Here is a 21,071-nt window from a genome sequence, read left to right on the forward strand (position 1 = left end):
CGCTGTGATGAGCAGGATTGTGGTCTAAACATGGGTCAACTTTGGATGCAAATTTCCTGGGAAAGTGGGTCAGTTTTCAATGCAAATCAACACTCGTTGCGCCTACAGATTTCATAGGCGCCAAAAAAGGCCATAGTTCGGCGAGTTATCGTGGACTGGGAGGGGGATAGCGCCTTGGCTCGGGCATATCCATGCTTTTCCACAAGTCCCGCCTTCACAAGGTCGGCTAAAGTTCATCATCAAACTAGACAAAGATGGCAGGCCATTTCCTTTAATCCAGTTCTGCGCGTTATTTAACCGGCGGTCCGTCTCAAAAACTTCCTCTACGACCTTAGGCTGAAGACTATGGAAGCCGGTCTGCGACATACCACTTTCCTCATAAATCCAGCGCATGACTTTCGCTAACGGCATCACGACTTTGCCGTCTTGGAAGTCAGGTAAATACCAGTATCCGGTTGGCGTCACCAGCCCTTCGGATGCCACGTTGAACCGCAAGATGTGCTTATGAATGGAAAAAATCAACCTGCCGATGAGATAGTCATCGATAACCCAGCGGATGGTCTCCTTCTTGGTTAGATAGGTCCCATCATCTTTCAGGACCGAGAGATAAACATCCGAGATATCACATATCACCTCGTTCATTAGCAAGTTGATTCGAGGATTGGGAACGTGGCCGGTGACAAGATAACGCGCAGCGCAACCAGCAGAGATGCATGCTGGGTGCTACCACACCATAACTATAGCCTGACGCGGATGAGTTTATCTGAGCGGAATGGCAACTCTTACATCCAGCAACAACTTATCTGCCCGGGCGACAACACCCGTTGCTCGCCAAACAAACAATCCACAAGAAAGTGAATAAAAAGCGTCGCTTAACAGAGATAACGCCTCCTGGAGGGTACTTCGTGACCATTTTGCGAAGCGGAAAGCCCGTAGTCTTGCCTTTGCGAAACGCCACTTGCCAAAAGTTGCGTACGGCAAAACGCCTTGTAAGCTCTTCAGGCGGGTTCGTTAAACCCTCTTTATTAATTTTCGAAAGCATCAACATGACGACACAGCAACCACTCACCCTTATCGCATCACTTGGTGGTCCCACATCGCCGCCACCCGCCGGCCCTAAGCGCAACATCCCATGGATACCACTGCTCTCACTCCTCGGCGGACTGCTCACAGGCGTCGGCTCCACTCTTTATGCCGGTGGCGAGCTGACCTAGTAACCGAACACGGCTCAGATGATGAGCCGTGTTCGCTTTCGAAAGATGCCAGTCGCAGAAAGTGAAAGTATAGTTATACGTAGACCGTACTTACGTACACATCTATATATATGCCTCCGCGTCCCCGCGCCATCTGGCAGCCCCCTCCATCGACACAAACCGCCCTCGAAAAGCTTGGCGCCGACCTCGCCGTCGCACGCCTGCGCCGTAAAGAGTCCCTCAAGGTCTGGGCAGGTCGCATGGGCGTCTCAATCCCCACCCTGCAACGCCTCGAGGCCGGTGACCCAACCGTAAGCGTCGGCATCCTCGCTACCGCACTGTGGCTCCTCCGGCGGGACCATGAACTGGCGCAACTAGCGAATCCTGAACAAGACCTGGGCGCCATTGACCGGGACGTCCGTAAGGCGATGGAGCTTGGTAGGAAAAGGTCGATAGCCTCGGCTGAAGCACGTGTTGGGCGCCAACGGAAAAATGAATCAAAGGAAACTGGGCACAACGAAGGGAAATAAGGCCGGCCAGGACTTGACGCACCTCCACACCAGTGGAGTAGATTCATCTTATGAACACTAGAGTCAAAGACGTCGTTTCCAAGCTGTACCGTCCCCCTGCGCAAGGCCGACGGATATTCGCGCTGGGTCGAGGTGACGCCGAACGGATACCCCTGATTCCCGGTGTGGCCATGATTTCCATTACGGCGCCGGAGAAGGGACCTGCGCTGTTGCCGGAATACGAATATTTGTTGCGACTCAGCTTCGCAGATGTCGATTTCCTCGGGGAGCTGTCCGCTTGAGCGGCCGAAAATCTTCCGGACGCTATGACCAAAGTCGATGCCGAGGAGATTCTTGAGTTTGTGAAGGCGCTTCCGGAGACAGTGCACACCTTAGTAGTCCACTGTGAAGGCGGATTCTCCAGGTCGGCCGGCGTTGTAAAGGCATTGAAGGAGCTGTACGGCTACGAGGCTGAAGACGCAAGGCTGGTGCAGGCCAATCCCAGCGTCGTTAAGACCGTGATGGAGACCGCTAAGGCGGCTAATGCCAAGTCTAAAAGGTCAAAAAAGCACTAACCTAGCGCGAATTCACGGTGCAACCACGCCTAAGAGCATGTGCTAACTTCGCATAGTTGATTATCAACAACTATGAGGGAGTGATACATGACCACCACGCACGCACAAAACCAGAATCCGCCGACACATTCAAATCTACCGCCGCCGGCAAGCCCGGCTGGATGGACCACTTTCCAAAGATTCGTCGCGGGCTTTACTGTGGCTGGAATGTTGGGCATATGCGGCGGTGTCTATAAGGCCGGCGCCTACTACAGCGACCGGGAAGCTAGCCAAACCATCGATGGCCTTAAGCACAAGTTGTTGGACGTCGAGGCGCAGTTAAAGGGCGCTCAAAATGACAATCGCTCCCTGCAAGATAAATTGGTTACCAGGGACGAAGAACTGAGGACGGCCCGAGCACAGGGGCAGCGCTACACGCAGAACCGCCAGAGTGAGGTCGAATTCTTGAAGGCGCGGCTGGGGAAAGTGGATATGGAGTTATCCGTGAAGCTCAATACCAATCTCTTGGATGGTTTCAATCGCGAGGACGCCGAAACACGGGCGTCTCGAATCGCCGACCTTCGGGCTCAGAGAGACAAGCTTATGGAGCAGCTTGCTGCTTGCCAGTGAGTCGCCCTCGGCGAACATAAGTCTTTGACCTATTTTGCGGCGCCGGCGGAGTCGTTAGAGGAGGGGAGACTGCCAAAAGTTAAGCTGAAATTTCTTAAGCCTTTGATTCATTTGGATTCGGGCTTCAGCTTAATTTTGAATGCTTACAGCGCATGCCGGCCTGCCGCGATGACCTGCACGGCAGTGTATAAATTGGTCAAGCCAAAATCAATTTAATTTTATTAATGTGAATTGGTAAAGCCAATTAAGCGATCGGGCTGTGAGACAATCGGCCCGATCAGCGAGACTCCCCAGCCCAGCCCGACCATGGCCAGTTCGACACCGACCGATTCCCGCCGCCTCTACCTGCAGATCGCGGACCGCCTGCGTACTGTCATGTACCAGCCGGACTTCACCACCCAGGGGCGCCTGCCACCCGAGCGGGCGCTGGCCGAACAGCTGGGGGTATCGCGCCCGTCGATCCGCGAGGCGCTGGTGGCCCTGGAGCTGGAGGGGCGGGTGGAGATCCGCATGGGCTCGGGTGTCTACCTGACCCAGATGGCGGCGCCCGGTGCGCACGAGACAGCGGCGCCAGCCGGCGAGATGGGCAACAGCCTCACCGACATCATGGGCGCGCGCGTCCTCTTCGAAGGTGCGATCGCGGCGCTGGTGGCGCCGCTGGCCAAGCCCAGGGATCTCAAGGCCCTGCGCGCCATCTACGAAACCATGGAGCAGCAATGCCAGGGCGGACACAGTCCTGCTGCCGCCGACCGCGACTTCCACATGCGCATCGCGCAGATGGCCGCCAACGAGGTGCTGGTGCAGACCGTGGCCCGGCTCTATGACGAACGGCAGGACCCGATCTCGGCCAAGCTGCTGGATCACTACGAACCGGAAGACAGCTGGCTCATCGCCCTGCACGAGCACCGCGATATCCTCGAAGCCATCGAGGCGCGCGACGCCATCCAGGCACAGGCGGCGATGCAGCGCCATCTGAAGCTGTCGCTCAGGCGCACCATGACGCGCAAGCAGTTGAGCTGAGCCAGGCCGTCAGCGCCCCGTAACCGGAAACAAGACCGACGCAAAGGACAACATGGACACCACCCGCATCGACAAATGGTGCTGGGCCGCACGCTTCTTCAAGACGCGCTCGCTGGCCACCGAGGCCGTGGATCGCGGTCGCATCAAGCTCAACGGCGAGCGCACCAAGCCAGCCCACAATGTCAGGGCCGGTGACCGCCTGGAGATCGACAACGGCGCCACCGAATGGGAAGTGCTGGTCACCGGCATTGCCGACAAGCGCGGCTCGGCCGCCATCGCCGCCACCCTCTATGCCGAGACCGAGCAGAGCATCGCCCGCCGCAACGCCGAGGCCGAACGCCACCGGCTCTTCCGCGAACCCTCGGCCGAGATCAAGGGACGTCCGACCAAGCGCGATCGGCGCCTGCTGGATCGCTCCTCCTCCTGATCGTCAGCTGCTGCGGCAGCTACCGCGTGCGCGGTGGCTCGTTGTAAGATGAGGGCCGATCCCCAAGGCCTGTCTTTTCTCCAGCGAGGTTGCGAAGGTGCAGATGTCCCAGGTCGTCCCCTCTGAAGCGCAGCAGCCGGCGTTGCGGCCCGTCCGCAAGGAATGCCCGCCCGGCGCCTGCGACTGCCAGCGCGAAGCGCTGCTGGAATGCCTGCATGCGCCCGAGGCGCGCGTGCTGTGGCTGACCCGCGAGGAGGAGAAGCGCCTGATCGAGCGCATCAGCCGTGTCACCACCTACGACGAACTGCTGCACGTGGGCCACCTGATGCACAAGAACCTCGGCATCCGCCTGCACATCAGCCCCGGCCCCAACGAAGTGCGTACCGTGCGCGGCCTGCAGATCCAGCTGGCCGAGCAACCCGGCCTGTGCCGCAAGACCCGCGATACCATCCCGGCCGCGATTCGCAAGTGCCTGGAAAACAATCCCACCATCGTCTATACCCTGCTGGATGCCCACGACCTGCTGGGCGCTGCAACGCAGCCGCCGGACCAGGCCTGAGCCCTTGCCGGCAGGCAAATCCGCTCCCGCAAGCCGTTCTGATTTTGTGTTTGACTTTTGCGGCGCGATGGATAATAGTACGATCGTTCGAATTAATTCTGCGTGAAGATATGTTCACATGGACCGGGATGCCGCCAGGGAGCCGCACCCGTCGAACCGGTTCCATCCCGTCGCGGCCTGGCGACGGATACCAAAGAGATAACGATGACAGAGACAAGCAAGGTGACCTCCGCGCCCGCCCGGCCCAAATTCCTGCGCAAGGGTGAGCAGACCCGCGCCGCCATCCTCGATGTGGCGCTGGAACTGGCCAGCCGTGACGGCCTGGAAGGGCTGACCATTGGCCTCCTGGCCGAGAAGATGAAGATGAGCAAGTCCGGCGTCTTCGCCCATTTCGGCTCGCGCGAAGACCTGCAGATCGAGGTCGTGCGCCTGTACCACAACCGCTTCGAGGAAGACGTCTTCTATCCCTCCATCAAGGAGCCGCGCGGCTTGCCGCGCCTGGAGGGGATGTTCGCGCGCTGGATCAAGCAGGTCACCGTGGAAATCGCGCTGGGCTGCATCTACATCAGCGGTGCGGTCGAGTACGACGACCGTCCCGGTGCCATCCGCGACCATCTGGTGGCGATGGTCCAGGCCTGGCGCGATGCGCTGGAGCGCTGTATCAAGCAGGCCATCGAAGCCGGCCATATGCGCAGCGACATCGATGTCAGCCAGATGGTCTATGAAATGTATGGCCTGATCCTGGCCCTGCATCACGATGCGCGCTTCCTGCACATTCCCGGCAGCGTCGAGCGCGCCGAGGCGAGCTTCCGCCGCCTCATCGACAGCTATCGCCCCTTGGCCGGCGACAGCGCCAGCCCCGCAGCAAACACCAAGAATTCAAAATCGGCCGCCAGGAAGGCAGCCTAACCCGTCCGGAGACATCCATGCCCCAATACAACGCCCCCTTGCGCGACATGCAGTTCGTGCTGCACGAACTGCTCAATGTCGAGGAAGTCTTCAAGGAGCTGCCGCCGCACAGCGACACCAACCGCGAACTGATCGACCAGGTGCTGGAAGAGGGCGGCAAGTTCGCTTCGCACGTATTGTTCCCGCTGAACCATTCGGGTGACCGCGAAGGCTGCCACTACGACCGCGAGACCAAGAGCGTCACCACCCCCAAGGGCTACAAGGATGCCTACCGGCAGTACGTGGATGCGGGCTGGGCGGCGCTGTCCTGCGATACCGAATTCGGTGGCCAGGGCCTGCCGCTGACGATCAACAACTCCTTCTACGAGATGCTGAACTCGTCCAACCAGGCCTGGACCATGTACCCCGGCCTGTCGCACGGCGCTTACGAGTGCCTGCACGCGCACGGTTCCGACGAGCAGAAGCAGCTCTACCTGCCCAAGCTGGTCTCGGGCGAGTGGACCGGCACCATGTGCCTGACCGAAGCGCACTGTGGCACCGACCTGGGCCTCTTGCGCAGCAAGGCCGAGCCGCAGGCCGACGGTTCCTACAAGATCACCGGCAACAAGATCTTCATCTCCGCCGGTGAAAACGACGTCTCCGCCAACATCGTCCACCTGGTGCTGGCGCGCCTGCCGGATGCACCGGAAGGCTCCAAGGGCATCTCGCTGTTCATCGTGCCCAAGTTCCTGCCCAATGCCGACGGCTCGCTGGGCGCGCGCAACCCGATCTTCTGCGGTGCCATCGAAGAGAAGATGGGCATCCACGGCAACGCCACCTGCCAGATGAACCTGGACGGCGCCACCGGTTGGCTGATCGGCCAGCCGCACAAGGGTTTGCAGGCCATGTTCGTGTTCATGAACGCGGCCCGCCTGGGCGTGGGCATGCAGGGCCTGGGCCTGACCGAAGTGGCTTACCAGAACGCCCTGGTGTACGCCAAGGACCGTCTGCAGATGCGCAGCCTGTCCGGCATCAAGGCCGCCGACAAGCCGGCCGACCCGATCATCGTGCACCCCGACGTGCGCCGCATGCTGCTGACCGCCAAGGCCTTCGCCGAAGGTGGCCGCGCATTCACCTCCTATGTCGCGCTGGAGCTGGACAAGGAACTGAGCCACCCCGACGAACAGGTACGCAAGGATGCCGGCGATATCGTCGCCCTGCTGACCCCGGTGGTGAAGGCCTTCCTGACCGACAACGCCTGGACGGCCACCTCCGAGTGCCTACAGGTCTATGGCGGCCACGGCTACATTTCCGAATGGGGCATGGAGCAATACGTGCGCGACGCCCGCATCAACATGATCTACGAAGGCACCAACACCATCCAGTCGCTGGACCTGCTGGGCCGCAAGATCCTGATGGACAACGGCGCCAAGCTCAAGAAATTCGGCGCCCTGATCCAGGCCTTCGTGGAAGAGCATGGCACCGATGAGTCCATGTCCGAATTCGTCACGCCACTGGCCGACATCGGCGACAAGGTCAGCAAGCTGACCATGGAGATCGGCATGAAGTCCTTCGCCAACCAGGACGAGGCCGGCGCTGCCGCCGTGCCTTACCTGCGTGTGGTGGGTCACCTGGTGTTCTCCTACCTGTTCGCCCGCATGGCCAAGATCGCGCTGGAGAAGCAGGACAGCGGCGACAGCTTCTACACCGCCAAGCTGGCCACGGCGCGCTTCTACTTCGCGCGCCTGCTGCCGGAAACCGCCATGCTGATCCGCCAAGCCCGTTCGGGCGCGGCCAACCTGATGGCGCTGGACGCAGAGTTGTTCTGATCGCAATACCCGCGCCGCCCGCAGGCCCGTGCCTGCGGGCGGCGTTGATCTACCGCAATCCGGCCCGGCAGGGCGTCACGTCCGTGTCACCGCCGCAAGGCATGCTGTGAGCAACTGCGGGAAACCGCAGAGTAGGCGTACAGTAGGCGTTCGCATCCAGCGGCGCAGCATCTTGCCCGGCCCCGAATTCATGTTTCATGTTTGAAGCACCAGCAAAGGAGATTTGCGTGTCCAATTTCATCGTCAAAAAAGTGGCCGTGCTCGGCGCCGGCGTCATGGGGGCCCAGATTGCCGCCCACTGCATCAACGCCCGCGTCCCGGTCGTGCTGTTCGACCTGCCGGCCAAGGAAGGCCCGAAGAACGGCGTGGTCCTGCGCGCCATCGAGAACCTCAAGAAACTCAGCCCCGCGCCGCTGGGCAACAAGGATGATGCCGCCCTCATCCAGGTCGCCAACTACGAAGACGACCTGGCCGTGCTGGAAGGTTGCGACCTCATCATCGAAGCCATCGCCGAGCGCATGGACTGGAAGCACGACCTCTACAAGAAGGTCGCCCCGCACATCAGCCCCAAGGCCATCTTCGCCTCCAATACCTCGGGCCTGTCGATCAATGCCCTCTCCGAAGGTTTCGATGCCGGCCTGAAGGCGCGCTTCTGCGGCGTGCACTTCTTCAACCCGCCGCGCTACATGCACCTGGTCGAACTGATCCCGACCCAATCGACCGAGCCGCACATCCTCGACCAGCTCGAAGCCTTCCTCACCACCACCCTGGGCAAGGGCGTGGTGCGTGCCTTCGACACCCCCAACTTCGTGGCCAACCGCGTGGGCGTGTTCGGCATCCTGGCTACCGTCATCGAAGCCGAGAAGTACGGCCTGTCGGTGGACGTGGTCGATGACCTGACCGGTGCCAAGCTGGGTCGTGCCAAGTCCGGTACCTTCCGTACCGCCGACGTGGTGGGCCTGGATACCATGGGCCACGTCATCCGCACCATGCAGGACAACCTGAAGGACGATCCCTTCTTCCCCGCCTACGCCACGCCGCCGCTGCTGGCCAAGCTGGTCGAGCAGGGCGCGCTGGGCCAGAAGAGCGGTGCCGGTTTCTACAAGAAGGTGGGCAAGGACATCCTGCGCATCGATGCCGCCAAGGGCGAGTATGTGCCGGGCGGCGGCAAGGCCGATGACATCATCGCCCGCATCCTCAAGGAAAAGGATCCGGTCAAGCGCATGAAGGCGCTGCATGATTCGACCAATCCGCAGGGCCAGTTCCTGTGGGCCATCTTCCGCGACGCCTTCCACTACATCGCCGTCCACCTGGAGTCGGTGGCCGACAATGCCCGCGACCTGGACTTCGCCATGCGCTGGGGCTTCGGCTGGAGCGTCGGTCCCTTCGAGACCTGGCAAGCCGCCGGCTGGAAGCAGATCGCCCAGTGGGTCAAGGAAGACATCGACGCCGGCCGCGCGCTGTGCAATGCACCGCTGCCGGACTGGGTCTTCGATGGCCGCGACGGCGTGCACTCCGCGAGCGGTTCATGGTCGCCCTCGAAGAAGGCCGATGTGGCCCGTTCCGAACTGCCGGTCTACCAGCGCCAGGCCTTCCGCGCACCGCTGGTGGGCGAGGGTGCTGCCGACGGCAAGAGCGCCGGCACTACCTTCTTCGAAGACGAGGCCGTGCGCATCTGGCACCAGAACGACGACGTGCTGATCCTGTCCTTCAAGACCAAGATGCACGTGATCGGCCAGGGCGTCATCGACGGCATGAACAAGGCCATCACCGAAGCCGAGCAGAATTTCAAGGGCCTGGTGATCTGGCATCCGGATGCCGCCGAAGGCGGTGCCTTCTCGGCCGGTGCCGACCTGCAATCGATGCTGCCGCTGTTCATGTCCGGTGGCGTCAAGGCCATCGAACCGGTGGTGCACCAGCTGCAGCAGGCGCACCAGCGCCTGAAGTACGCCAGCGTGCCGGTGATCGCCGCCGTGGCCGGTCTGGCCCTGGGCGGTGGTTGCGAACTGCTGCTGCATACCGCCAAGCGCGTGGTCTCCATCGAGTCCTACATCGGTCTGGTGGAAGTGGGCGTGGGCCTGATCCCGGCCGGCGGCGGCCTGAAGGAAGCGGCCGTGCGCGCGGCCCGTGAGGCCAAGGGCAACGACATCCTGCAATTCCTGAAGGAATACATGCTGGCCGCGGCCACCGCCAATGTCTCCAAGTCGGCACTGGAAGCGCGCAAGCTGGGCTATCTGCGCGAGGACGACGTGATCGTCTTCAACCCGTATGAATTGCTGCACGTGGCCAAGGTCGAGGCGCGCGCGCTGTTCGACGCCGGCTACCGTCCGCCACTGTCGCCGCAGGTGCCGGTGATCGGCCGCAACGGCCTGGCCACCATCATGGCGCAGCTGGTCAACATGCGCGACGGCGGCTTCATCTCGGCACACGACTTCAAGCTGGGCAAGATGATCGCCGAGACCGTGGCCGGTGGCGAAGTGGAAGAGGGCAGCATCGTCAATGAACAATGGCTGCTCGACATCGAGCGCAAGTTCTTCATGGAGCTGCTCAACCACCCCAAGACCCAGGAACGCATCATGGGCATGATGCAAACCGGTAAGCCTGTGCGCAATTAATGAAACCTCTCTCCCCCCGACGGGGAGGGAGAGTCCAAGGAGATTTTGTAATGAGCAAACAACTGCAAGACGCCTACATCGTCGCCGCCACCCGTACCCCCATCGGCAAGGCACCGCGTGGCATGTTCAAGAACACCCGTCCGGATGACCTGCTGGTGCGCGCCATCCAGTCCGCCGTGGCGCAAGTGCCGGGCCTGGACCCCAAGCTGATCGAGGACGCTATCGTCGGCTGCTCCTTCCCCGAAGGTGCGCAGGGTCTCAACATGGCGCGTAACGCCGTGCTGCTGGCCGGCCTGCCCAACACCATCGGCGGTGTCACCATCAACCGCTACTGCGCCTCCGGCATTACCGCCATCGCCATGGCCGCCGACCGCATCCGCGTGGGTGAGGCCGATGTGATGATCGCCGCCGGTGCCGAGTCGATGTCGATGGTGCCGATGATGGGCTTCCATCCCTCCATCAACATCAATGCCTTCAAGGATGAGAACGTCGGCATGGCCTATGGCATGGGCCTGACCGCCGAGAAGGTGGCGCAGCAGTGGAAGGTCTCGCGTGAAGCGCAGGACGAGTTCTCGCTGGCCTCGCACCAGAAGGCCATCGCCGCGCAACAGGCCGGTGAATTCGCCGACGAGATGACCTCCTTCGACATCGTCGAGCGCTTCCCCAACCTGGCCACCGGCGAGATCGACATCAAGACCCGCACCGTCAGCCTGGACGAAGGCCCGCGTGCCGATTCCAACCTGGCCGCACTGGGCAAGTTGAAGCCGGTCTTCGCCGCCAAGGGCAGCGTCACCGCCGGCAACAGCTCGCAGACCTCGGATGGCGCGGGTGCGCTGATCATCGTCTCCGAAAAGATCCTCAAGCAATTCAACCTGACCCCGCTGGCGCGCTTTGTCTCCTTCGCCGTGCGCGGCGTGCCGCCGGAGATCATGGGCATCGGCCCCAAGGAAGCGATTCCTGCCGCATTGAAGGCCGGTGGCCTGACCCAGGACCAGATCGACTGGATCGAACTGAACGAAGCCTTCGCTGCGCAAGCGCTGGCCGTCATCGGCGACCTCGGCCTGGACCCCAGCAAGGTCAACCCCATGGGCGGCGCCATCGCCCTGGGTCACCCGCTGGGCGCCACCGGTGCCATCCGCGCTGCCACCACCATCCATGCACTGCGCCGCAAGAACCTGAAGTACGGCATGGTGACCATGTGCGTGGGGACCGGCATGGGCGCGGCGGGCATCTTCGAACGCGTCTAAGCGGCACACGCCAGGCCCGACCTGAGCTGATCCGACCCGAAGCCGCACTGCTCGCGCCGTGCGGCTTTTTTCATGAATCATTTAAATTGTTTATAAAAATACAAGGAGACCCGAGCAGATGGATATCCAACTGAGCAAGGCCGATGGCATCCTGACGATCCATTTCGATCGCGAGGACAAGAAGAACGCCATCACCGCCGCCATGTACCAGCAACTGGCCGATGCCCTCAAGGAAGCCGAGACCGACAACGCGGTACGCGCCATCCTCTTCACCGGCAAGGCGCAGGCCTTCTCGGCGGGTAACGACCTGGAAGACTTCCTGAAGAACCCGCCCAAGACCCAGGATGCCCCGGTCTTCCAGTTCCTGTGGCAGATCAGCCACGCCAGCAAGCCCATCGTGGCCGCTGTCGCGGGGGTGGCGGTGGGCATCGGCACCACGATGCTGCTGCATTGCGACCTGGTCTATGCGGCTGACAATGCCAAGTTCTCGATGCCCTTCACGCAGCTGGGTTTGTGCCCGGAGGCCGCGTCTTCGCTGCTGTTGCCCCACATCGCCGGCTACCAGCGCGCAGCCGAGAAGCTCTTGCTGGGCGAAGCCTTCGGTGCCGAGGAAGCCTTGCAGGTCGGATTCGTCAATCGTGTGATGAGTGTGGAGGAGTTGCTGCCCTATGCGCAAAAGCAAGCCGCCAAGCTGGCCGCCCTGCCGGCCGCCTCGATCCGCGTGACCAAGCAGCTGATGAAGAAGAACCGCGTCACCGCCACCGAGCAGCAGATGGTGGCCGAGATCGAACACTTCGCACGCATGCTGACCGCGCCCGAGGCCAAAGAGGCGTTCACGGCGTTCTTTGAGAAGCGCAAGCCGGATTTCAGTCGGTTTGATTGAACACGTCGACAGAGCGATGCCGGGCTGGTCCCGGCATTGTTTTCACCGTCAGTTTCCTGCGCAATAGCGGTTCAAGCTGGTAGCCGCATTACCATCGCCTCACCCTAGGGACCGCCCAAGACGGGCTGCGCCAACTCTCCCTTTCCACTCTGGAAAGCGGCAAAAAAAGTCAACTTCTGTCATAAAAAAGTCTCGCAAATCGGGAAAAAGTTGCCATTCGAGATATTTCCAAGTGGAAATTTATGTCTTATAACTATGCCTTACAGATGTAAAGACGCGTTATCAGGGGCGTAGACGAGCAGCAAATCCGACATGCAGATCGGGCTGAAGTCGCGGCAGGTTCAATTAGAACAATTCGAAAGCAATTCATGGGGATCATCCACAATGCCCCCATTGGCCGGGTATTGGCTGCGCTGATCAGCGGCGCAGTACTGCCGGTCCATGGTGCAGGCATTACGCCCGATGGCGCTACCGCCACCAGTGTCACGACGACCGCAGGACGAACGACGATCAATATCGCGCCGGCCGTGTCGGGTGTTTCACATAACACCTACACGGATTTCAACGTAAGCAAGGCGGGCGCGGTCTTGAACAACGTCGGTGTGAATGCGCGCAATATCGTCAACCAGGTCACCAGTACCAATCCAAGCCTGATCCAGGGCGACATTACCGTTCTCGGCCCGCGCGCCAATGTCGTCATCGCCAACCCCAACGGCATCACGGTCAATGGGGGCAGCTTCGTCAACACCGGCAACGTGGCGTTGACGACAGGCCAGGTCAGCTTCAATGACATAGCGCTCTCACCTGGGAACGTCCAGCGCAACATCGTCCTCAACACTATCGCAGGCCAGATCGCGATCGGACCCGACGGATTGAGCGGTGCGATGCTGGATCTGGAATTGATTGCCAAGCAGATCTCGATCAACGGACCGGTACAGAACACTGTCGCCAATACGGCGTCGCGAATCAGGACCGTGACGGGAGCGACACATTCGGAGATCGATGGCAGCGTATCTCCGACGGATTTGCTCAGCACATGGATCGGACATACCGCGAGCGGTGCCGGCAGCCCCGGCATCACGGCTCTTGATATCACGGCCCTGGGGAGTCTGAGCGCGGGCAAGGTCGAATTGATCATCACCGACCGGGGAGCCGGGGTGCGTCATGCGGGATCGATCTATGCCAACGTGGGTGACTTCAGCATCAGCAGCAATGGCGATCTGCAGATCGCGGGCGGAAACATCAAGGCGACCAATGACGTGATCATCGCCAGCACTGGCTTGATGAGCTACGCCGGCACCGCAGGATCATCGATACAGGCTGGCGGTACCATCGACATCCGCAGCCAGCAGATTGCATTGTCTGATATCGCGGTGAGCGCGGGTAGTCGCACGATAGATGCAAACGGCAATGTCAACATTGCCCAGCGCGGCAACATTCTAGTGGGGGCCGACGGGGTAGCCGCCACCAACCTGATCACAGCAGTGCGCAGCCAGTTCGATGCAACCGGCGGCATAGGCATCTACAACCTGGGACAGGATCTGCAATTGGCATCAACCCGGCTTGGTGCAGATCAAGACCTGATCATCAAAGCGGGCAAGCTGAGCATGATCTCAGCACCAGGTGGTACGACTGGTTCCAGCGTGATTTCCCGCAGCGGTACCGTCACGGCCACCCTGAGCGGTGCAATGACGATGGCAGGAGCATCCGTGGACGGGATGGCCGGCGTGTCGATCAATGCGATCAGTCTTTCCGCGACCAACGATGTGCAAGCTACTACATCCAACAAGAGTCTGATCCGTTCGGCGGCAGGGGACATCGGAATCACGACGACCGCGACGACCAGTCTGATCGCAACGGATCTGGCCGCTGCCGGAAACATCGTCTTGCAGAATGCCGGCTTCTCCGCGAGCAATGCCGGCCAGCAAGGCAGTTCCGTCGTGGCCTCCGCAGGTGGCTTGCTCATCAACAGCGGCGGTGATCTTGTCAATATCGGCAGCCTGCTCCAGGGACAGGTACGCATTGTCGGCAACACCGATTCGCTAGGTGCCGTCACTCTGCACGCTGCGGGCAGTGTCCTGAACCAGTCACCTTCGCCGTCCATGCTGGGGGCCATCTTCGGCAAGGACGATGACGTATCCATCCAGGCCGGTACTGATATTTCCAATCGCAACGCCCGCATCATCAGCAACGCAGCGCTTAGCCTCATTGGTGGTGGCACCATCTCCAATATCATTGACAAGGTCGCAGGCGCCAATGGGGAGCAAGCCGTCAGCTATGTCAATAGCAGCAAGCGGTGGGTACTTTTCACCGAGCGCAGCACGGGCTTCGATGTCGATTACGGCCGGGTCACCATGCCAGATCAACTGGCCTATCTGGTGGCCGAAACCGGCCTGCGCGTGCAGGCCGCAAACTTCATCAATCAGGGGGGCATAGGCCTGGTCAACAGCGGCAGCATGGACATTGCTGTCAGTGATCGCTTCCGCAACGAGGCGCTGTTCGATGGCAGCGCCCATTTGCAGAGGACATGCATGCTCGTGTGCCGCTCCTCCGTTTCCAGCAACATTGCCAGCCACGGCGGCATTCTTTCGGCCAGCGGCAATATCGTCATCCGTGCTGGCACGGAAGCGGCCAACATCGGCGGAGATGTGACCGCACTGGGCGATCTGACCGTTACGGCTCCCCTGATTTACGCGCAAGGCGTGTTGGGTTACAGGGCCTATTCGCAGAGTGGAATGAAGACATGGTTCGGCAGTAGCTGGGCACGTCTCTATGCCACCGATACGGGAGGATCATGGCTGGCTGCCAACAAGCTGATCCTGAACGGCCAGGGAGTGATCAACGGGGGCAGTTTCACAGGGACGAGCCAGCTGGTCGCAAGCAATGGCATCTTGACTGTTCGTCCTGCGCACCGGGATCCCGTCTCCATTGAAAGCAGCCTGGGGTTGGGGAGTGGTCTATGGTGATGCGTAGACAGCCACGCTTCGTCGGTGGGATAGGCAGGGCATTCCCCATGGACAGGCTGCAGCGAGTGCTGTGCGTGGCGCTCCTGTCAATGGCGGCATCTGCGATCGCGCAGGTGCCGCGCGTGGAACAGGATCCGGCACAGCGACTGCTCCAGGAACAGCGTGAGCGTGAACGGCAGCGCGAGGTAGAGCAGCCGCCAACCAGGATCCAGGGACCCCAGGCGGAGGTGTCCACGGGTGAGGCGGGAGACATAGAGAAAGTCCCCGAATCCGGGCCGACCTTCTTCATCGAGCGCATCGATTTCGCAGGCGACCAGGTATTGCCAGCATCAGCGCTGCACGAGATTACCCGGCCATTCCTGAACAAGAGACTGGGCAGCGCGCGCATCAACCAGATATTGCGCCGACTGACCGAGCACTTCGTCAATGAGGGCCTGATCACTAGCCGGGCCTATCTGGGGGAGCAGAACCTGCGATCAAGGGTGCTGGTCATCACCCTGGTATCGGGGAAGATCGAAGCCATCCGGTTGAATGGCCAGCAGATCTCGCCATGGGATCCAGCTAGCCAGACTGATAGTGGTGGTTGGTTCACCGACGTCGGGATACGCATGGCCATCCCGGCATCTCCTGGAGAGGTGCTCCACCTGGCGGACCTGGAGCAGGGGGTCGAACAGATCAACAGGATGCGACGAAACAAAGCTGAAATGCAGATCCTGCCTGGCAGCGCGCCGGGGGACTCTGTCATCGGCATCAAGAACGAGGCCGGCGATCGGCTCTGGTTCAGTGCCGGCATCGACAACTACGGTAGCCAGCAGACCGGCCTGAACCGTACCCGTTTTGGCGTCGAGGCAGACAACCTGCTGGGATTCCAGGAGATCGTCTCGTTCAACTACAGCGGCAGTCGCGAAACCAATGCCCTCGTGGGATCGGCTTCGGTACCGTTTGGATATGACACGTTCAGCTATACCACTTCCTTGTCGGAATACCAGACGCTCATCAGCGACACCGCGCTTCTCTATGGCAAGACGGTCGCCAGTACCTGGGGTTGGAATCGCGTCCTCTCCCGTAGCCAGGCGTCCAGGTTGGCGCTGGATGTGACCCTGTCCCTGCGCCGCGCGGAGCGCGATATCAACAACCTTCCGCTTGCACCTCAGAAGCTCACGGTGGCGCGTGTCGGGCTTGGCAAGCTGTGGCGCTTTCTCGTCGAGAAGCGACCGGCCAGCCTGACGCTGGAGGCGGGCGTATCGCGTGGCCTGACGGCCTTCGGTGCCGACAGGGATAGCCCGCAGATCCAGGAGGGCGAGGCGCATGGCCAGTTCACCAAGCTCGACTTCAACGGGGCGCTCTCTTTTGCATTGCCCTCTCCCGATGCGGCCCAATTCATCGTGCGCACACAGGTCAATGGTCAGTGGACACGACAGGCCCTGTTCGGATCCGAACAGATTTTTGTCGGCGGCATGTCATCTGTCCGGGGATTTCGCGAGAGCGGCGTGAGCGGCGATCGCGGGGCCTATTCCAGAAACGAGATCGTCTGGGCCAATGCACCAGCACTGGCCGGAGTTCGAATATCGTGGCCGCCGGGATCAACGCTGCGATCGTAGGTACGCTGTCGAGCATCGCGACGCAGGTCATTACTACTGGCCGCGTTGATTTTGGCAGTGCTCTTCAATCTGGGGCGGTCTCGGGTCTGGTCGCAGGTGTTACGTCCGGCGTATTGGGAAATGCGCCTGGGTCGAGCAGCGGATCAGGGCTGGCCGATGGCACTACAGGCAGCGCTGCTACCGTGACGCCAGGTACCAATGGCGCGACGCAGCTTAGCCAGGGTAGCTGGGCGGATTTTGTGAAGAATCCGGGATCGTACGCTGCCAACACGGCGATTCGTAGTGGCATCAGCGCGGCCATCAATTCTGCGGTCTATGGGGGGAGCTTTGGGACCGCGTTCCTGAATGGCGTCGTGGCGGATGCTGCTGCTATCGGGGCCAACGGTATCGGAGCGAACTCAACTGCCTACTCAATCCAGAACGTACTTGGTCACGCTCTCTTGGGATGCGCTGCTGCGGCATTGCGTGATAGCGAATGCGCTGGCGGGGCAATCGGTGGTGCGGCTAGTGCGCTGGTGGCGCCGCTGATTCGTGATGGTCTTTATGCTGGTAGCGAGAGCGTCAATACGATTGCCGATGGAAAAGGATCAGCAACGGTCATTACTTCCTATAACAATCGGGATTACAACGCGGCGATAACCGCGTTGTCGCTGATGACGGGAGGCAGTCTCGCAGCGCTGCTTGGGCGTGATGCAGTGAGTGCGGCCAATGCCGCACAGAACGAAGCGACTAATAACGCGACGTCACCGAAGGTAGTTACGGTCTACACGTTGCCAGGTCCTATGGGGGCATACTCGATGATGACTTCGGTATTGTCGGCGTTGATGCGCATGCCGCCGCCAGGGATGACCTCTCCGTTGCCTGGTAAGCCGAACCAGTTTGGGCTGGACGACGAATACTCGCTTCAGGGGACGCCCAACCAGTCGGGGCAATTTACTAACTGGGGAACAAGCCTACCGGCGACTTTGGATGATATCTATAACTCCATCATCGGTTTGCCGAACCAAGCCGGACAGTGGATGGATAGTGTGAAGATCAGTCCCAGCCTATGTATCGCATTCGCAGCAATGTGTGGACCATCGGTTATTGCATCAGTGGCTGACAATAATCGTGCTGGAAAATCTGCAGAAAAAGATGTTGCTGGCAACTTGTCGTCGCAAGGCTTTGAGATTCAACCTCAGGTTAGTTTCACCAGCGGTGCTACCCGTGCGGTTGCCGATTTTGCCGTGAACGGAACGCCTGGAGCGATCGTTAAGATACCATCAGGTTATGTGGCTGAGGATCTAAATGGGGCGCCACTACTTGATTCAAACGGAAGACCGATAACATCTTTCAACCTGAACGAACAAGGTCAAGCGGTTATCGAAGTAAAAACCGGAGGTGCTTCTCTGACTAAAAACCAGAACGTTGTATATCCCGGGATCCAGTCCGGTACTGCAACTGGAACGAAGGTAGGTACCAATGCTGGCGAGGCGGGTATGAGTGGATCCCTCCCTAAGACGCCAGTGGTTGTCATTCGTAAACAATGAGATAACGATGAAGACTTTAAAAGAAGAACTTTATAGTGTGTGTAACGATGTAGCGGCCGTTTTTCCGGGATGGCGCTTTGAATCGGGGAAATTTAAAAATAAATCTTTAAAGCACACGGATTTGATTGTTCATCTGGGATTTGGCTTTGAGAAAGATACAACTCCGGTGTGTCCAAGCATTAATATCTCTAATAAACGACTTTCTAAACTTTCTAAGCAGATTTTAGGAGCTGATGGTTATGCATCTAGCGTAAGTATGCAGGTAATTGCGCGTACACTTAGTCATACTCCAGAAAAACTGAGAACAGGGTTCTGGATTGAAAAGAACAAAGATAGTTCTTATCTGCGGGATGGAGGTGATCAATCAGTAGAAAGTGTCACCGTAGATATTTTGAATGCTTCTACGGTATTGATGGCGGTCATGAAGGATGCGATTTCTTTTATCGAAGGCCATTACGATCTGAGTAGTGAAGCTAACATGCTGAGCGGCTTGCCGGTCAAGTACACTACGCGTCACGTCAATTCACCATACGATCAACAGGAGAAAATGAAGGGCGTTATGCTCTGCTTAGTGCATCTCTTGTATGGTGATTTTGATTTTGTTGAAAATTATCGAAGTGAAGCCTTTGGGACAATTTTCCCGAAGCGCACGGTGGAACTCGATAAGATCATCGCCGTATTGCCCGTACTAAAAAAACACTTTTCTGAGACAGGTTCGGTTATATAGATGGTTGTGTTGATTTGCTCGCGGAATTGACCCTCTCCATTTGACTGCTGTCCACTGACGTCCGACGGCTGCCTCGACAACTGTTAGATTTTGCAGTCGTTTACCATGCTGAGGAATAAGAGATGTTTGATCCTATAAAAGCATGTAACGACCTAGCCAAACCTGCTCACTTTTTGCAGCTATGCGTTATCTGTTTCGACTGGAGGTGACAGGCGAGTGCGGCAGCCATCATCGGCGGTAATGTTTAACACGATTTGGCAAGGCCATTTGGTCGACGAGTAATCCTCCCAAGCCGCTCATCACTAAGTGTTCAATCCCTCCCCGTCAACGCCAACCTCACCGCCAACGCTCCAAACGCCATCGCGAAGCTGCGGCGCAGCCAGGTGATCACCTTGGGACGCGCCATCACCTGGTCACGCATCGCCGCGGCAAAGACGCCATAGACGGCGAAGACCAGGAAGGTCATCAACATGAATACGCCCGACAGTTCCAGCATGCTGGCCAGCGGCGCGCTGTCGTTGGCGGGCATGAACTGCGGCAGGAAGGCGACGAAGAAGATCGACAGCTTGGGGTTGAGGATGTTGACCAGTACACCATCGAGCAGGATCCTCGCGCCCGAGCGCGGCGGGCCGCTGGCCTTGTCCATGCGCAGCGGGCCGGATTCGCGCAGCGACATCCATGCCATGTACAGCAGATAGGCGATGCCGGCGTACTTGACCAGGTTGAAGGCCAGCGCGCTGGCATGCAGCAGGGCCGCCAGGCCCAGCACCGCCGCCGCCACATGTGGCACGATGCCCAGCGTACAACTGAGCGCCGCCAGCACGCTGGCGCGCGCGCCCTGCGAGAGTCCGGCCGACAAGGTATAGACCACGCCGGTACCCGGCGAGGCGACGATGACCAGGGTGGTCAACAGGAATTCCGGACTCATGGGCAACACTCCCGATAGCAGGTTGGTAGGTGAGGACTAGCCGGGGCGCTCCCGGCATCGACAGGCAGGCCAATTCGCCCCCCATGATGCCATCGTCGCCCACGGAAATCGAGTTCAGCGTGACCCCGCCAGCCGGCGCAACAAGGCTAGCGCCGAGCGTGCCGCCAGCGACGAGGTGCCGGGATTGACCGACGGCTGCGCCTGTATCGTGAATTGCAGCCTGCCACTGTCGGACTCCACCTCGATGGCGTGGCAGTTGCTGCTGATGCCCGGATCGATCCACAGCTCCACCCGGGTACGCTGCGGACCGATGCCGGCCAGCGACAGGGCGGCGGCCACGTTGAGGTTGTCCGGGAAGTGGCGCACCGCTTCGGCAGCCGTGCCACTGAATACGCGCTGCGGCTGCCGCAGCTGCGCCACGACGATGCCTTGCTGGTCCAGCCAGGCGACGTCGCGCAGGGCAGCCGGCGGTTTGCGCGTCACCAGCCGGGCGCTGCGGATCTCGCCCTCGGCCATCGCCGCGACCGCGTCCAGGCCGCCGATGGCGCCGCTGGGCAGATGGAAGCGATGACGATACTGCTCCCGTAGCGCCAGCAGTCCAGGCGCGAGCAGCAGGGCACCCGCACTCATGGCGACCAGGTGCTTGCCGGCGTGCAGCGCGGGGGCGGCGATCTGTTCCAGCACACCGGGTCCGGCACATTCGATGACGATGTCGGCCTGCCCGGCCAGTTGCGCCAGCGGTACCACTGCTACCGATGGCGCTGCCGTGGCGAGATAGGCGCGTGCGGCCTCTTCATTGCGTGCGGCGACGGCGCTGATCCGTATGCCGTCCGGCATGTCCTGCAACAGGCTGCGGCCGATGGCGCCCAGGCCGGCAAGGGCGATGGTGTGCATGATCTCGTTTCCCGATTCAGATGATGCCTCCATGCTAGAGCGCGCCAGGGGCGCCGACAAATGATTAGAATG

General features: G+C 60.1%; 18 protein-coding genes. 15 read left to right on the plus strand and 3 right to left on the minus strand.

Features of this window, described 5'->3' with window-relative positions:
- Positions 1–111 precede the first annotated feature (111 nt).
- Positions 112–642 carry a hypothetical protein gene (locus ACIPHN_RS18390; RefSeq protein WP_400438338.1) on the minus strand — a complete coding sequence of 177 codons (531 nt, stop codon included), beginning with the start codon at positions 640–642 and terminating at the stop codon, positions 112–114.
- Positions 643–1,773: 1,131 nt separating this feature from the next.
- Between ACIPHN_RS18390 and ACIPHN_RS18395 the strand changes: the two genes are divergently transcribed.
- The 15 genes from ACIPHN_RS18395 (at position 1,774) to ACIPHN_RS18465 (ending at position 19,177) form a co-directional block, all read left to right on the plus strand.
- Complete coding sequence (locus tag ACIPHN_RS18395) at positions 1,774–2,004, plus strand: hypothetical protein (protein ID WP_400438340.1); 231 nt, start codon at positions 1,774–1,776, stop codon at positions 2,002–2,004.
- A gap of 24 nt (positions 2,005–2,028) precedes the next feature.
- Positions 2,029–2,277 (plus strand): hypothetical protein, encoded by a 249-nt coding sequence (locus ACIPHN_RS18400; protein WP_400438342.1) that lies wholly within the window; start codon positions 2,029–2,031, stop codon positions 2,275–2,277.
- A gap of 87 nt (positions 2,278–2,364) precedes the next feature.
- Entirely contained in the window at positions 2,365–2,886 is a 522-nt protein-coding gene (locus ACIPHN_RS18405; protein WP_400438344.1) for a hypothetical protein, read from the plus strand.
- A gap of 306 nt (positions 2,887–3,192) precedes the next feature.
- Positions 3,193–3,906: a FadR/GntR family transcriptional regulator gene (locus ACIPHN_RS18410; protein WP_400438346.1), complete on the plus strand. Its 714-nt coding sequence runs from the start codon at positions 3,193–3,195 to the stop codon at positions 3,904–3,906.
- A 52-nt stretch (positions 3,907–3,958) separates the two neighbouring features.
- On the plus strand, positions 3,959–4,333 hold the full coding sequence (locus tag ACIPHN_RS18415) for an RNA-binding S4 domain-containing protein (RefSeq protein ID WP_400438347.1): 375 nt from the start codon (positions 3,959–3,961) through the stop codon (positions 4,331–4,333).
- 103 nt (positions 4,334–4,436) lie between these two features.
- Positions 4,437–4,892, plus strand: coding sequence for a hypothetical protein (locus tag ACIPHN_RS18420; protein WP_400438349.1), 456 nt, complete (start codon positions 4,437–4,439; stop codon positions 4,890–4,892).
- A 204-nt stretch (positions 4,893–5,096) separates the two neighbouring features.
- A complete protein-coding gene (locus tag ACIPHN_RS18425; RefSeq protein WP_400438351.1) occupies positions 5,097–5,801 on the plus strand; it encodes a TetR/AcrR family transcriptional regulator in 705 nt (234 codons plus the stop codon).
- Positions 5,802–5,818: 17 nt separating this feature from the next.
- The gene (locus ACIPHN_RS18430; protein WP_400438353.1) at positions 5,819–7,609 is read left to right on the plus strand and encodes an acyl-CoA dehydrogenase C-terminal domain-containing protein; all 1,791 of its coding nucleotides are present in this window, start codon (positions 5,819–5,821) and stop codon (positions 7,607–7,609) included.
- Positions 7,610–7,836: 227 nt separating this feature from the next.
- Complete coding sequence (locus ACIPHN_RS18435) at positions 7,837–10,224, plus strand: 3-hydroxyacyl-CoA dehydrogenase/enoyl-CoA hydratase family protein (RefSeq protein WP_400438355.1); 2,388 nt, start codon at positions 7,837–7,839, stop codon at positions 10,222–10,224.
- Positions 10,225–10,274: 50 nt separating this feature from the next.
- The gene (locus tag ACIPHN_RS18440; RefSeq protein WP_400438357.1) at positions 10,275–11,471 is read left to right on the plus strand and encodes an acetyl-CoA C-acyltransferase; all 1,197 of its coding nucleotides are present in this window, start codon (positions 10,275–10,277) and stop codon (positions 11,469–11,471) included.
- Between the two features lie 118 nt (positions 11,472–11,589).
- Positions 11,590–12,354 (plus strand): enoyl-CoA hydratase, encoded by a 765-nt coding sequence (locus ACIPHN_RS18445; RefSeq protein WP_400438359.1) that lies wholly within the window; start codon positions 11,590–11,592, stop codon positions 12,352–12,354.
- A 368-nt stretch (positions 12,355–12,722) separates the two neighbouring features.
- Positions 12,723–15,320, plus strand: a complete 2,598-nt coding sequence (locus ACIPHN_RS18450; protein WP_400438361.1) for a filamentous hemagglutinin N-terminal domain-containing protein — start codon at positions 12,723–12,725, stop codon at positions 15,318–15,320.
- Between the two features lie 47 nt (positions 15,321–15,367).
- Positions 15,368–16,921: a ShlB/FhaC/HecB family hemolysin secretion/activation protein gene (locus ACIPHN_RS18455; RefSeq protein ID WP_400438363.1), complete on the plus strand. Its 1,554-nt coding sequence runs from the start codon at positions 15,368–15,370 to the stop codon at positions 16,919–16,921.
- Positions 16,891–18,450: a DUF637 domain-containing protein gene (locus ACIPHN_RS18460; protein ID WP_400438365.1), complete on the plus strand. Its 1,560-nt coding sequence runs from the start codon at positions 16,891–16,893 to the stop codon at positions 18,448–18,450. Before ACIPHN_RS18455 ends, ACIPHN_RS18460 begins: the two co-directional genes overlap by 31 nt.
- Before the next feature lie 7 nt (positions 18,451–18,457).
- A complete protein-coding gene (locus ACIPHN_RS18465; RefSeq protein WP_400438367.1) occupies positions 18,458–19,177 on the plus strand; it encodes a hypothetical protein in 720 nt (239 codons plus the stop codon).
- A 310-nt stretch (positions 19,178–19,487) separates the two neighbouring features.
- Here the strand turns inward: ACIPHN_RS18465 and ACIPHN_RS18470 are convergent, their stop codons facing one another.
- Positions 19,488–20,105 carry a LysE family translocator gene (locus ACIPHN_RS18470; RefSeq protein ID WP_400438369.1) on the minus strand — a complete coding sequence of 206 codons (618 nt, stop codon included), beginning with the start codon at positions 20,103–20,105 and terminating at the stop codon, positions 19,488–19,490.
- Positions 20,106–20,219: 114 nt separating this feature from the next.
- On the minus strand, positions 20,220–20,999 hold the full coding sequence (locus ACIPHN_RS18475; RefSeq protein ID WP_400438371.1) for an aspartate dehydrogenase: 780 nt from the start codon (positions 20,997–20,999) through the stop codon (positions 20,220–20,222).
- Positions 21,000–21,071 lie beyond the last annotated feature (72 nt).

Source organism: Herbaspirillum sp. NPDC087042 (genome assembly GCF_044745245.1).
In the GTDB taxonomy this organism is placed as follows: Bacteria; Pseudomonadota; Gammaproteobacteria; order Burkholderiales; family Burkholderiaceae_D; genus Herbaspirillum.

What these genes read in the sequence shown, in the direction of transcription:
- ACIPHN_RS18420 (WP_400438349.1), top strand. Translation starts at nt 4,437, where the DNA reads ATGTCCCAGGTCGTCCCCTCTGAAGCGCAGCAGCCGGCGTTGCGGCCC.
- ACIPHN_RS18400 (WP_400438342.1), top strand. Translation starts at nt 2,029, where the DNA reads ATGACCAAAGTCGATGCCGAGGAGATTCTTGAGTTTGTGAAGGCGCTT.
- ACIPHN_RS18410 (WP_400438346.1), top strand. Translation starts at nt 3,193, where the DNA reads ATGGCCAGTTCGACACCGACCGATTCCCGCCGCCTCTACCTGCAGATC.
- ACIPHN_RS18415 (WP_400438347.1), top strand. Translation starts at nt 3,959, where the DNA reads ATGGACACCACCCGCATCGACAAATGGTGCTGGGCCGCACGCTTCTTC.
- ACIPHN_RS18395 (WP_400438340.1), top strand. Translation starts at nt 1,774, where the DNA reads ATGAACACTAGAGTCAAAGACGTCGTTTCCAAGCTGTACCGTCCCCCT.
- ACIPHN_RS18390 (WP_400438338.1), bottom strand. Translation starts at nt 642, where the DNA reads ATGAACGAGGTGATATGTGATATCTCGGATGTTTATCTCTCGGTCCTG.
- ACIPHN_RS18470 (WP_400438369.1), bottom strand. Translation starts at nt 20,105, where the DNA reads ATGAGTCCGGAATTCCTGTTGACCACCCTGGTCATCGTCGCCTCGCCG.
- ACIPHN_RS18450 (WP_400438361.1), top strand. Translation starts at nt 12,723, where the DNA reads ATGGGGATCATCCACAATGCCCCCATTGGCCGGGTATTGGCTGCGCTG.
- ACIPHN_RS18455 (WP_400438363.1), top strand. Translation starts at nt 15,368, where the DNA reads ATGGACAGGCTGCAGCGAGTGCTGTGCGTGGCGCTCCTGTCAATGGCG.
- ACIPHN_RS18440 (WP_400438357.1), top strand. Translation starts at nt 10,275, where the DNA reads ATGAGCAAACAACTGCAAGACGCCTACATCGTCGCCGCCACCCGTACC.
- ACIPHN_RS18425 (WP_400438351.1), top strand. Translation starts at nt 5,097, where the DNA reads ATGACAGAGACAAGCAAGGTGACCTCCGCGCCCGCCCGGCCCAAATTC.
- ACIPHN_RS18430 (WP_400438353.1), top strand. Translation starts at nt 5,819, where the DNA reads ATGCCCCAATACAACGCCCCCTTGCGCGACATGCAGTTCGTGCTGCAC.
- ACIPHN_RS18475 (WP_400438371.1), bottom strand. Translation starts at nt 20,999, where the DNA reads ATGCACACCATCGCCCTTGCCGGCCTGGGCGCCATCGGCCGCAGCCTG.
- ACIPHN_RS18445 (WP_400438359.1), top strand. Translation starts at nt 11,590, where the DNA reads ATGGATATCCAACTGAGCAAGGCCGATGGCATCCTGACGATCCATTTC.
- ACIPHN_RS18465 (WP_400438367.1), top strand. Translation starts at nt 18,458, where the DNA reads ATGAAGACTTTAAAAGAAGAACTTTATAGTGTGTGTAACGATGTAGCG.
- ACIPHN_RS18405 (WP_400438344.1), top strand. Translation starts at nt 2,365, where the DNA reads ATGACCACCACGCACGCACAAAACCAGAATCCGCCGACACATTCAAAT.